The organism is Mycolicibacterium smegmatis, assembly GCF_001457595.1.
GTDB lineage: Bacteria > Actinomycetota > Actinomycetes > Mycobacteriales > Mycobacteriaceae > Mycobacterium > Mycobacterium smegmatis.
The window spans coordinates 4,303,069-4,315,458 of record NZ_LN831039.1; the positions used below are offsets into that span (position 1 = coordinate 4,303,069).

Below are 12,390 nucleotides of genomic sequence, written 5' to 3' on the forward strand. Positions count from 1 at the left end.
CCGGCCGTCGGCTCAGTGCCGCATGAAGGGCGGCACGTCGACATCGTCATCCGCGATGCCCCCGTCGTCGCCGCCCACGCTCACCGTGGCGCCGTTGGTGTGGGTGGGCACGCTCGCCGCGTCCTGGGGCTCGAACAGCGAGGTGGTCACCTTGCCCGCGCGGGCCGAGGCGATCGGCTGTGTCTGCGCCTGGCTCGGGCTCACCACGGGTTTCCGGCTCGGCCCGGCACTGTCGAACCCGGCCGCGATGACGGTCACCCGGACCTCGTCGCCGAGCGAGTCGTCGATCACCGTGCCGAAGATGATGTTGGCCTCGGGATGGGCCGCGTCCTGCACGAGCGAGGCGGCCTCGTTGATCTCGAAGAGCCCGAGGTCACTGCCACCGGCCACCGACAGCAGCACGCCCTGGGCGCCTTCCATCGAGGCCTCGAGCAGCGGCGAGTTGATCGCGATCTCGGCGGCCTTGAGCGCACGGCCGTCACCGCGCGCCGAGCCGATGCCCATCAGCGCCGTGCCCGCACCGCTCATGACGCCCTTGACGTCGGCGAAGTCCACGTTGATCAGACCGGGTGTGGTGATCAGGTCGGTGATGCCCTGGACACCGTTGAGCAGCACCTCGTCGGCGCTGCGGAACGCGTCCATGAGCGACACCGCCGCGTCGCCCATCTGCAGCAGACGGTCGTTGGGGATCACGATGAGCGTGTCGCAGCTCTCGCGCAGCGCCTGGATGCCGGCCTCGGCCTGGTTGCTGCGCCGCTTGCCCTCGAACGAGAACGGGCGCGTCACCACACCGACGGTCAGCGCGCCGAGCTTGCGGGCGATCGACGCGACGACGGGTGCGCCGCCGGTACCGGTGCCGCCGCCCTCACCTGCGGTGACGAACACCATGTCGGCGCCGCGCAGCAGCTCCTCGATGTCGTCCTTGGCGTCCTCGGCCGCCTTGCGGCCCACCTCGGGGTCGGCGCCGGCACCGAGACCACGGGTGGAGTCACGGCCCACGTCGAGCTTGACGTCGGCGTCGCTCATCAGCAGTGCCTGGGCATCGGTGTTGATCGCGATGAACTCGACGCCCTTCAGGCCCTGTTCGATCATGCGGTTGACGGCGTTGACGCCGCCGCCGCCGATACCAACCACCTTGATGACCGCGAGGTAGTTATGCGGGGGGGTCATGGATCGTCTTCCTCCCTGGTTGGGTGCTCTGGGCGCCGATCTCCCCTGCAAACCCTCAACCTCAACCATAGGCTTAGAGTTATGTCAAGTAGTTCCGCGCAAACAGAACGGTAGGGGGCGGACGCGGCTGATCGTGGCAGGCGCGCCGACGCGTCGCGCGGCAATTTCTGCGCGGATGTGTCGTGACCGTCACAGGGGCAGGCTGAGGAACCCGTCGAGCGGCAGGTCAAACCCTTGCCGTAGGGGCTATTTGACCGTCGGCAGGTCCGGGCTCGACACGTCGTAGGTGGTGCCCGGCTGGGTCAACAGCGCCGCGAGTTTCAGCGCTTTTTCCTGGGTACGGTCGTCGGTCCCCCACACCACGACGCGACCGTCGATGAGCGTCAACGTGATCGACGCGACCGACGGCGCCGCGATACGGCCGACCTGTGCGGCAACGTCCGGCGGCAGCGCCATCATGACGTCGAGCGCTGCGCGCGTCGCCGGATCGTTCGGGCCCGGGTTGTCGGCGTCGAGATACGGCAGCGCCAACGGCGCGGGGCCCGTGGCGAAGTCGACGCCGTCGCGGTCGAACAGGTGCGGGCCGTCCGGATAGTCCTTGACCACCACGGGCACGCGCTCGACGATCGAGATCTTGAGCGTCGACGGGTACTCGCGCTGCACACGCGCGGTCGCGACGCGGCGGATGGTCGCGACCCGTTCGGCGACGGCATCGGTGTCGACTTGCAGCAACGGGGTGCCTGGGGCGACCGCGGCGGCCGTGAGCACCTCCTCCTGCGGGATCTCGGCCAGTCCGCTGACCTCGACGTTGCGGGCCGACATGATCGGGGTGAAGTAGAGCAGCAGGCCAAGCGCCACCGCCAGCACGCTGACCAGCGCCGCCCACATCAGCACCTTGAGACCGCGGATCGTGTTGCGCGGAACGGATTTCGTCGGATCGAGGGCGCCGGCGACCGCGCGGCGCTTGGCCTCGCGGCGGGCCTGCTCGATCGCCATGGCCCGGTCGCGGGCCGCGCGCCGTTCGGCGCGCTCGCGGCGCGCGCGGCGGCGCGGACCCTCGAACTCCTCGGAGGCGTCGGCTTCGGCGGTGGTCCCGGTCTGTGCGGTCGTCTCGGTGGTGTCGGTCATCTCAGCTTCGGAAGCGTCAACAGGTTCTGTCGGTTCGGCCGGCCCGTCGGTCTCGGCTGCGGTGTCGTCGGGGCCTGCAGGATCTTCAGCGGGGTCACCGTGGGGACCCGTCCCGGTCACGACGCGCCCGCTCCCGGCATACCGCGGTTGTCCTTGAGGCGCAGTTCGCTGAGGATCTCGCCGCCCAGCATGGTGACATCGCCCGCCCCCATCGTGAGTATCACGTCACCAGAGCGCGCGATCGAGGCGACATGCGCTGCCACGGCCGAGAAGTCGGGCACATATGTGACAGGCGCGGTGACGTGGTCGGCGACCGTCGCGCCGCTGACACCGGCCATGGGCTGTTCGCGGGCCGCGTACACGTCGAGCACGACCACCTGATCGGCGACGCTGAGCGCCGCGCCGAACTCGTGAGCGAAGGTCGCTGTGCGTGAGTACAAGTGCGGCTGGAAAGCGACGACGACCCGGCCACCGTTCTGGTCGACGACCGTGCGGGCCGCCTCGAGCGTCGCCCGCACCTCGGTGGGATGGTGCGCATAGTCGTCGAACACCCGGGCGCCCGCGGCCGTCCCGACGAGTTCGAAACGCCTACGCACACCCTCGAATCCGGCCAGGCCGTCGAGCACGCTGTCGGTGGGCGCACCGATCTCGCGCGCGGCCAGCAGCGCGGCCAGCGCGTTGAGTGCCATGTGGCGTCCCGGCACCGACAGGCGCACGGCCCGTGGGTTGTGTTCCCCCGCGAGCCGGATGTGCGCGACGGCACCCGTGCCCTGCTGTTCCCAGCTGAGCAGGGTGCCCGCGAGATTGTCGCCGGTGCTGCCGTAGCGCAGCACCCGGATACCGAGTGCGTCGGTGCGGTCGGCCAGCGCGGCAGCGCCGGGATCGTCGGTGCACACCACGAGGGCGCCGCCGGGCGCGATGCGCTCGACGAACGAGTCGAACACCGCGGTGTAGGCCTGCTCGCTGCCGAAGAAGTCCAGGTGGTCGGCCTCGATGTTGGTCACCACGGCCACGTTCGGCGTGTATTCGAGCAGCGACCCGTCACTCTCGTCGGCCTCGGCGACGAACGTGGTGCCGCTGCCGTGATGCGCATTGGTGCCTGCCTCACCCAGTTCGCCGCCGACCGCGAACGAGGGGTCGAATCCGCTGTGCTGCAACGCGACGATGAGCATCGAGGTCGTGGTGGTCTTGCCGTGCGTGCCGGTCACCATGAGCGTGGTGTAGCCGGTCATCAACTTGGCCAGCACCACCGGACGCAGGATGACCGGGATGCCGCGCTTGCGCGCCTCGACGAGTTCGGGGTTGGTCTTGGGGATCGCGGCGTGGGTGGTCACCACGGCCGTCGGACCGCCGGGAAGCAGATCCAGCGACGACGCGTCGTGGCCGATGCGGATCTCGGCGCCACGGGCACGCAACGCGACGACGCCGCGGGACTCCTTGGCATCGGAACCCGACACCAGTCCGCCGCGGTCGAGCAGGATGCGCGCCACGCCCGACATGCCGGCGCCGCCGATGCCGACCATGTGCACACGCTGCAACTCCGGTGGCAGCGAGATGCCCGTCATGACGCCTTCTTCCGTGCCGCGCGCGCGATCTCAAGCGCGACCTGCGCCACGCGCCGCGCGGCGTCGGGATGCCCGGACAGTGATGCGGCCGCGGTCATCGCCGCGAGCTTGGAGTCGTCGGTGAGCAGCGGGATCACGGTCCGCGCGACGGTGTCACCGCTCAGGTCGGCGTCGTCGACCAGCAGGCCGCCGCCCGCGTCGACCACCGGTAGTGCATTGAGGCGCTGCTCACCGTTGCCGATCGGCAGCGGAACGTAGATCGCGGGCAATCCGACCGCGGTGACCTCGGCCACCGTCATCGCACCCGAGCGGCAGATCGCGAGATCGGCTGCGGCATACGCCAGATCCATGCGGTCCAGGTACGGGACGGCCACGTACGGCGGGGCCTGCGGATCGGCGGGCGGCAGGTCGAGGGTGTTCTTCGGGCCGTGCGCGTGCAGCACCGAGATACCGGCAGCGGCAAGGTCTTTCGCCGCCGCGGACACGGCACGGTTGATCGACTGCGCGCCCTGGGATCCGCCGAACACCAGCAGCACCCTGGCGTCCTCGGCGAAACCGAACTCGGCGCGGGCCTGCGCGCGCAGGGCCGCGCGGTCAAGCGACGTGATCGACTCGCGCACCGGCACGCCGACCACCTCGACGTTGCGCAGCCCGGAATCGGGCACGGCCGAGAGCACCCGGCGCGCCGAACGTGCGCCGACCCGGTTGGCCAGCCCGGCCCGTGCATTGGCCTCGTGCACCACGACCGGAACCTTGCGCCGGCCGGTGAGCCCGCCGCGCGCGGCGAGATAGGCGGGCAGGGCGACGTAGCCGCCGAAGCCCACCACGACGTCGGCGTTCACCCCGGTCAGCACGTCCCTGGTCTGGCGGATCGCGGTGCGCACCCGCATCGGCAGGCGCAGCAGATCCTTCGACGGTTTGCGTGGCAGCGGAACCGGGGTGATCAGTTCCAGGTCATAGCCGCGCTGCGGCACCAGCCGGGTCTCCAGCCCCCGCTGGGTGCCGAGGGCGGTGATCCGCACGTCGGGGTCGAGCGCGCGCAGCGCGTCGGCAACGGCCATCGCAGGCTCGACGTGCCCTGCTGTCCCACCACCGGCCAGCACCACCGAGATCCCACGGTCGCTGTGGTTGTTGTCCCGCGAACCCTTGTTCACCCGTAACGCTGACCTTCCAATGCGCGGGCCCGATGGCCCTGGCTTTGCTGGTCAGCACCATATCGGACCGCCGATCGGCGCGACGAACCCGGCTGTTGGGAGCGTCGCCGCGCGCCCGGGTCGGCCGTGCGGTGGCCGGCGCGGGTGGTCTTGCCCGCGGTCCGTGCGGTCTGCGCGCCGGTTCGTGAGTTGGCGCGCCCGGCGACCCGGCCGGCGGTGGCCCGGGTGCGTGACCTGCCGTCGGACTTGGGCTTGGCCTTGGCCTTGGCCTTGGCGGACCCGGGGTTGGGCTTGGGCTTGGTCGTGGCCTTACCGGACTTGGCCGATCTGGTCCCGGAGCCGGACGCCTTCTTCGCGCTCAGGCGCTCGCGCACGAGGTCCAGGCGCGGCGGCACGTACGGCTCGGGCAGCGGGAGGCGCAGCAGACGGTCCACCCGGTCGTCGCGGCCCGCGCGCAGCGCGGCCACGGCGTCCGGTTCGTGCCGGGCGGCGTTGGTGAGCAGACCCATCATCAGCAACGTGGTCGCCTGCGAGGATCCACCGGCAGAGATGAGCGGCAGCTGCAGGCCGGTGACGGGCAGCAGACCCACGACGTAGCCGACGTTGATGAACATCTGGCCGATGAGCCACAGCGTCGTGGTCGCCGACAGCAGGCGCAGGAACGGGTCGACCGAGCGCCGCGCGATCCGCATGCCGGTGTAGGCGAACAGCCCGAACAGCGCCAGCAGGCCGATGGCGCCGATGAGGCCGAGCTCTTCGCCGATGATCGCGAAGATGAAGTCGTTGTGCGCGTTGGGCAGGTAGTTCCACTTGGCGGTGCCCTGGCCGAGGCCGTCGCCGAACACACCGCCGTTGGCCAGCGCGAACCGGGCCTGGCGGGCCTGATATCCGGAGCCCTGGGTGTCGGCGCCGGGGTTGAGCCAGGACTGCACGCGGTCGGAGCGGTAGCCCTCAGCGAACGCGAGCACGATGGCCGAGGCCACGACCGCGAACAGGGATGACACGAAGACCTTGAGCGGCAGGCCCGCGTACCAGAGCAGGCCGAGCAGGATGATGCCGAGCGAGACGGTCTGCCCGAGGTCGGGCTGCGCCACGATGAGCGCCAGCGCGATCACGGCCGCGGGCACCAGCGGGATCAGCATCTCGCGCAGCGACGCGCGTTCCATGCGGCGCGCGGCGAGCAGGTGCGCGCCCCAGATCGCGAACGAGATCTTGGCCAGCTCCGAGGGCTGCATCGAGAAACCCGCGACGACGAACCAGCCGCGTGAGCCGTTGGCCACCTTGCCGATGCCCGGGATGAGCACGAGCACCAGCAGCACGATCGTGAACGCGAACCCGGGGAAGGCGAGCTTGCGCAGCGTGGCGACCCGGATGCGCAGCGCGAAGTAGAACGCGACGAGGCCGATCGCGGTCCAGAGCACCTGGCGCCCGAACACCGCCCACGGCGATCCGTCGGAATCGTAGGAATACACGCCCGACGCCGAGAGCACCATGATCAGGCCGAGCGTGGTGAGCAGGGCGGTGACCGCGATGATCAGGTGGAACGACGTCATCGGCCGGCCCAGCCACGTGCCGAACCGGGTGCGCGGGACCTTGGTCTCGGACCGGCCCGCCTCGGGTGTACCGGTCTTGGCGTCTTTCGAGGCGTCGTCAGGGACGTCTTTCGACGCGTCTTCGGGCGCGTCACCCGGGGCGCCGCCGCGGCGCAGCCGGGTGAGGATGCTGCCCACGGGCCTACCCGACCGCAGCGCGCACGGCCGCGGCGAAGGCGTCGCCGCGCTGGCCGTAGCCGCTGAACTGATCGAAGGAGGCGCCTGCGGGTGCCAGCAACACGGTGTCGCCGGGGGACGCGAGGTCCCTGGCGGCGGACACCACGGCTGACATGACCGCGTCGGAGACCGGGCGGTCCCCCACTTCGATCACACGAGTCACATGATCACCAACTGACTCAATTGACTCATTTGTCCCAAGCACCCCAGAATCCTCCCCCGCCACAAGCTCGACCACGGGGACATCCGGGGCGTGTCGCGATAACGCGTCGGCAACCATCTGCCGATCACGCCCGATCAGCACCGCGCCCGCGAGCCGATTCGCCACCTGACGTACCAGCTCATCGACCGAGGCGCCCTTCAGCAAGCCACCGGCGACCCACACCACGCGGTCGTACGCGGTGATCGAGGCCTGCGCGGCGTGCGGGTTGGTGGCCTTGGAATCGTCGATGAACACCACACCGTCCACGGTGCCCACGACCTCGGCACGATGCCTGCCGACCTGGAACGATGCAAGCGCCGCGCCGATCGCCCCTGGTGCGACGCCCACGGCCCGGGCCAGTGCGGCCGCACCCAGCGCGTCGAGCACGCCGATCGGGCCCGCGACCCCGATGTCGGCACAATCAGCCAACTCGACACCGTCGTCGAACGCACGGTCGATCAGCTTGCCGTCACGCACCCCGAGTTCGCCGGCCGCCGGATCGCCCAGGCGAAAACCCACCCGCACCGTGGCCGCCGCGGTGGGCAGCAGGCCCGCGGCCACCGGGTCGTCGAGGCCCACCACCGCGACGCGACCGTCGAGCACCCTGGCCTTGTCGCGGGCGTAGGCGGCCATCGAACCGTGCCAGTCCAGATGGTCCTCGGCGACGTTGAGCACCACGCCCGCCTCGGGCCGCAGCGAGGGCGCCCAGTGCAGCTGGAAACTCGACAGCTCGACCGCCAGCAACTCCGCCGGCTGGTCGAGCACCGCGAGCACCGGGTCACCGATGTTGCCGCACAACACACTTCGACGACCGCCCGCGACCAGCATGTCGTGCAGCATCGACGTCGTCGTGGTCTTGCCGTTGGTGCCCGTGACCACCAGCCAACGCCGAGGCGGACCGTACCGGCCCGCGGCGTCGAGGCGCCACGCGAGCTCCACGTCACCCCAGATCGGCACGCCCGCGGCCGCGGCGGCCGCCAGCACGGGTGCACTCGGCGCGAAGCCCGGGCTCGTGACCACCAGTGCGTAATCGCCGATCGAGGCGATCGCGTCACCGGGCGCGATGACCGCGACGCCCTTGGCGGCAAGGGCGGCCAGCGCGTCGGCGTTGTCGTCGCACAGGGTCGCGGCCACCTCGAGCGGAGCGAGCGCGCCCAGCACCGCGCGGCCGGTGATCCCGGCGCCGGTGACCAGCACCCGGGCGCCCGGCGTCAGCGGCGCGAGATCGCCGGTCACGTCAGGCACCGACGGCCGTCAGCCACTCGCCGTAGAACAGGGCCACGCCCAGACCACACGCGATGGCCGTCAGCAGCCAGAACCGGATGATCACCTGCGTCTCGGCCCATCCCACCAGCTCGAAGTGGTGGTGGAACGGGGCCATGCGGAACACGCGGCGCCCGGTCGTGCGGAACGCCAGGATCTGGACCACCACCGAGGTGACCTCTGCGACGAACAGCGCACCCAGCACGACCGCGAGGATCTCGGTGCGGCTGGTGACCGAGATGCCCGCGATGATGCCGCCGAGCGCGAGCGATCCGGTGTCGCCCATGAAGATCTTGGCCGGCGCGGCGTTCCACCACAGGAAGCCCACGCACGCTCCTGCCGTCGCGGCAGCGACAAGTGCGAGGTCCAGCGGGTCGCGCACGTTGTAACAGCCCAGGCCCGGCGCCGTCGCGCACGCGTTGCGGTACTGCCAGAACGTGATCAGCACGTATGCCGCCGTGACCATCGCCATCGCGCCCGCCGCGAGCCCGTCGAGACCGTCGGTGAAATTCACCGCGTTGGACCAGGCGCTGACCACCACGACGCAGAACAGCACGAACAAGGCCGGGGCCAGCGTGACCGTGGCGATCTCACGCACATAGGACAGCTCGGCGCTGCCCGGTGTCAGGCCGTCGCCGTTGCGGAACTGCAACGCCAGCACACCGAACAGCACCGCGGCGAACAACTGCCCGACCGTCTTGGCGGTCTTGTTCAGCCCCAGGTTGCGGGCGCGCTTGAGCTTGATCATGTCGTCGATGAAGCCGACGCCACCGAGCACGGTCGCCAGCCCGAGCACCAGCAGGCCCGACGCGGACGGCCCGTCGCCGCCCATCGCCATGCCGACCAGATGGCTGCCCAGGTAGCCGGCCCAGATGCCGGCGAGGATCGCGACGCCGCCCATCGACGGTGTGCCGCGTTTCTTGGCGTGGCTGGGCGGCCCGTCCTCCCGGATCTCGTGGCCCAGGCCCTGTTTGGTGAACAGCCGGATCAGGGCGGGCGTCAGCAGGATGGAGACCGCAAGCGCGATGCCGACGGCGATGAGGATCAGCATCATCGCGCCGGGGTCCGTCCCTCGGTGTGCCCCTCACCGGCCACCAGGGCCTCGGCCAGGGCACCCAGGCCAACGGAGTTGGACGCCTTCACCAACACCACGTCCCCCGGCTGCAGCTCATCCCGTAGCACGGTCAACGCGGCGTCGGCGTCGGCGACCATGGTGGACTCCGAACCCCAGGATCCCTCCATCACCGCGCCATGGTGCATGGCATTCATAGCCCTCCCGGATCCCACGACGAGTAATCGAGAGACATCTAAGCGCACGGCGAATCGACCGATCGCGTCGTGCTCGGTTATGGCGTCGTCGCCGAGTTCGGCCATCTCGCCGAGCACGGCCCAACTGCGCCGCTTGCCGCCGGGTTGTCCGCCGGCCGTCTGCCTGGCCATCCAGGCGAGAGCCTTGAGCCCGGCCCGCATGGAATCCGGGTTCGCGTTGTAGGCGTCGTTGATCACCGTGACACCGTCGGCGCGCGTGCTGACCTGCATGCGGTGCCGCGACGCGGGTCCCGCCGCGGCGAGCGCGTCGGCCACCTGCTGCGGTGTCGCGCCGCACTCGAGCGCGACGGCGGCCGCGCACAGCGCATTGGACACCTGGTGGTCGCCGTGCACCGCGAGGTTCACGTCGACCTCGCCGTCGCGCGTGTGCAGCGTGAAGCGCGGCCGCGCGAGTTCGTCGAGCGTGACCGGACCCGCCCACACGTCGATGTCCGAGCCCGGGTCCCGCGAGATCCGCACCACCCGTGCGTCGGTCTGCTCGGCCATCGCGGCCACCGCGATGTCGTCGGCGTTGAGGATCACCACACCCGAGGGCCCGACGGCCTGCGGGAGTTCGGCCTTGGTCTTGGCGATCGCCTCGCGTGAGCCGAACTCGCCGAGGTGCGCGGTGCCGACGTTGAGCACCACCGCGACCGACGGCGGCGCGATCGCGGCCAGTGCGGCGATGTTGCCGGGGTGTCGGGCCGACATCTCCAACACCAGGAAATCGGTATCGCGCGTCGCGCGCAGCACGGTCCACGGATGGCCCAGTTCGTTGTTGAACGATCCCGGTGGTGCGACCACCTCTCCGAGCGGGGCCAGGACCGCCGCGAGCAGATCCTTGGTGGACGTCTTGCCCGATGACCCCGTGACGCCGATGATCTTGAGCCCGTCGGCGGCGAGTTCGTTCGCGACGGCCGCGGCGAGTCGCGCGAGCGCCGCCAGCACGGCGGCCCCGGAACCGTCCGTGTCGTGTTCGAGCGCGCCCGAGGCCGAGTCGACCCCGCCGTCGGGGCGCACGACGATCGCGGGCACGCCCACGGGCCGCGCGGCCAGCACCGCGACCGCGCCCGACTGTACGGCGGCCGCGGCGAAGTCGTGTCCGTCCGACCGTGCGCCCGGCAGCGCCAGGAACAACCCGCCGGGTCCGACCGCGCGCGAGTCGAATTCGACCGTGCCGGTCACGTGGGTCGCGGCCGCCTGCTCGGGGGTGATGTCGGCCAGTTCACCGCCGACGATCTCGGCGATGCGCGCGATGGTCATGTCGATCATGAACTTCGGTCCCTTGTTTTCCCCGAGGCTTCCAGTGCGGCGGCCAGTTCGTCCCGGTCGTCGAACGGCCGCGTGTGGTCCCCGACGGTCTGCCCGCTCTCATGGCCTTTACCCGCGATCAGCACGATGTCACCCGGCTGCGCCCACGCCACCGCGTGGTCGATGGCCGCGCGCCGGTCACCGATCTCGACGATCTCGGCGTCCGACGCGACCGCGCGGGCGCCCGCGAGGATCGCCGACCGGATCGTGGCGGGGTCCTCGCTGCGCGGGTTGTCGTCGGTGACCACCACCAGGTCGGCCAGTTCCGCGGTGACGCGGCCCATCGGTTCGCGCTTGCCGGGATCGCGGTCGCCGCCCGCGCCGAAGACCACCGCGATGCGACGCGGTTCGGCCGCGCGCAGCGTCTCGAGCACAGCCTGCAGCGCGCCGGGTTTGTGCGCGTAGTCGACGAGGGCCAGGAAATCCTGGCCGAGGTCGATCGATTCCAGCCGTCCTGGCACCGTCGCGGTCCGCAGACCCGGGGCGGCCTGCTCGGGCGACACCCCGACCGCGTCGAGCAGTGCGACGGCCAGCGCGGCGTTGGCGACGTTGTAGCGGCCGGGCAACCCGACGCCCAGTTGGTGGTGCATGCCGCCGGGGTCGACGAGGACGAACTCCTGTGCGCCCGGGCCCGCCGTGGTGATCTTCTCGACGCGCCAATCGGCGGCGGCGCCCGAGGTGCTCACGGTCAGGGGTGTCTCGGCGCGCGCGGCCATCTGCACGCCGTACTGGTCGTCGACGCAGATCACCGCGGCCGCAGCATGGTTGGGCGACTGCGGGTCGAACAGCCGGGCCTTGGCCTCGAAGTAGTCCGCCATCGTCGGATGGAAGTCGAGATGGTCACGCGAGAGGTTGGTGAAGCCCCCGACCGCGAAGCCGATGCCGTCGACGCGGCCCTGCGCCAGCGCGTGGCTCGACACCTCCATGACGACGGTGTCGACACCGCGCTCGACCATGAGCGCCAGCAGCGCCTGAAGTGCGGGCGCCTCCGGGGTGGTCAGCGCGCTGGGCAGATCGGTGCCGTCGATGCGCACGCCGACGGTGCCGATGAGCCCCGCGACGCGTCCCGCGGCCCGCAGGCCGGCCTCGGCCAGGTAGGTGGTGGTGGTCTTGCCGGACGTTCCCGTGACGCCGACCACGCGCAGTCGTTCGGCGGGACGGCCGTAGACGATCGCGGCGGCCTCGCCGAGCACCGAGCGCGGCGCGGGATGCACCAGCACGGGGACGTCCAGGGTGCCCGCGAGGAGGTCTGCGCCCGACGGGTCGGTGAGCACGGCGACCGCACCCGCGGCGACCGCGTCGGCCGCGAAACGCGCGCCGTGTGCACTCGCGCCCGGCAGCGCCGCGAACAGATCACCCGGCTGCGCGTCCTGACCGCGCAGCGTCACGCCGGTGACGTGCACCGCGGCGAGGTCGGACGACGAGCCTGCAGGGTTCTCGGAGGCGACCGCTCCGACCGCGGCAGCCAGTGGTGCGAGGTGATGGCCGACGGGACGGCTGGGACGCAGCTTCATGGCCAT

Annotated in this window: 9 protein-coding genes; all 9 read right to left on the minus strand. The window is 71.0% G+C overall.

Going from position 1 to position 12,390, the window contains the following annotated elements; genetic code table 11:
• Window positions 1–12 precede the first annotated feature (12 nt).
• Entirely contained in the window at window positions 13–1,170 is a 1,158-nt protein-coding gene (gene ftsZ, locus AT701_RS20660; RefSeq protein ID WP_003895613.1) for a cell division protein FtsZ, read from the minus strand.
• 246 nt (window positions 1,171–1,416) lie between these two features.
• A complete protein-coding gene (locus AT701_RS20670; RefSeq protein ID WP_011729654.1) occupies window positions 1,417–2,418 on the minus strand; it encodes a cell division protein FtsQ/DivIB in 1,002 nt (333 codons plus the stop codon).
• Window positions 2,415–3,863 carry a UDP-N-acetylmuramate--L-alanine ligase gene (gene murC, locus AT701_RS20675; protein WP_011729655.1) on the minus strand — a complete coding sequence of 483 codons (1,449 nt, stop codon included), beginning with the start codon at window positions 3,861–3,863 and terminating at the stop codon, window positions 2,415–2,417. The genes AT701_RS20670 and murC overlap by 4 nt, the downstream gene beginning before the upstream one ends.
• On the minus strand, window positions 3,860–4,924 hold the full coding sequence (gene murG / locus AT701_RS20680) for an undecaprenyldiphospho-muramoylpentapeptide beta-N-acetylglucosaminyltransferase (protein WP_233032129.1): 1,065 nt from the start codon (window positions 4,922–4,924) through the stop codon (window positions 3,860–3,862). Before murG ends, murC begins: the two co-directional genes overlap by 4 nt.
• A gap of 89 nt (window positions 4,925–5,013) precedes the next feature.
• Window positions 5,014–6,747 carry a putative lipid II flippase FtsW gene (gene ftsW, locus AT701_RS20685; RefSeq protein WP_058126501.1) on the minus strand — a complete coding sequence of 578 codons (1,734 nt, stop codon included), beginning with the start codon at window positions 6,745–6,747 and terminating at the stop codon, window positions 5,014–5,016.
• Between the two features lie 4 nt (window positions 6,748–6,751).
• The gene (murD, locus tag AT701_RS20690; RefSeq protein ID WP_058126502.1) at window positions 6,752–8,233 is read right to left on the minus strand and encodes a UDP-N-acetylmuramoyl-L-alanine--D-glutamate ligase; all 1,482 of its coding nucleotides are present in this window, start codon (window positions 8,231–8,233) and stop codon (window positions 6,752–6,754) included.
• Entirely contained in the window at window positions 8,226–9,305 is a 1,080-nt protein-coding gene (gene mraY / locus AT701_RS20695; protein ID WP_003895621.1) for a phospho-N-acetylmuramoyl-pentapeptide-transferase, read from the minus strand. Before mraY ends, murD begins: the two co-directional genes overlap by 8 nt.
• Window positions 9,302–10,831 carry a UDP-N-acetylmuramoyl-tripeptide--D-alanyl-D-alanine ligase gene (locus tag AT701_RS20700; RefSeq protein WP_011729659.1) on the minus strand — a complete coding sequence of 510 codons (1,530 nt, stop codon included), beginning with the start codon at window positions 10,829–10,831 and terminating at the stop codon, window positions 9,302–9,304. Before AT701_RS20700 ends, mraY begins: the two co-directional genes overlap by 4 nt.
• Window positions 10,828–12,390 (minus strand): UDP-N-acetylmuramoyl-L-alanyl-D-glutamate--2,6-diaminopimelate ligase, encoded by a 1,563-nt coding sequence (locus tag AT701_RS20705; RefSeq protein ID WP_011729660.1) that lies wholly within the window; start codon window positions 12,388–12,390, stop codon window positions 10,828–10,830. The genes AT701_RS20700 and AT701_RS20705 overlap by 4 nt, the downstream gene beginning before the upstream one ends.

Bases quoted from the DNA above. Each gene is read 5' to 3' on its own strand.
- murC (WP_011729655.1), bottom strand. From the start codon at position 3,863: ATGACGGGCATCTCGCTGCCACCGGAGTTGCAGCGTGTGCACATGGTC.
- murG (WP_233032129.1), bottom strand. From the start codon at position 4,924: ATGGCCGTTGCCGACGCGCTGCGCGCGCTCGACCCCGACGTGCGGATC.
- AT701_RS20705 (WP_011729660.1), bottom strand. From the start codon at position 12,390: ATGGCCATGAAGCTGCGTCCCAGCCGTCCCGTCGGCCATCACCTCGCA.
- mraY (WP_003895621.1), bottom strand. From the start codon at position 9,305: ATGATGCTGATCCTCATCGCCGTCGGCATCGCGCTTGCGGTCTCCATC.
- AT701_RS20700 (WP_011729659.1), bottom strand. From the start codon at position 10,831: ATGATCGACATGACCATCGCGCGCATCGCCGAGATCGTCGGCGGTGAA.
- ftsZ (WP_003895613.1), bottom strand. From the start codon at position 1,170: ATGACCCCCCCGCATAACTACCTCGCGGTCATCAAGGTGGTTGGTATC.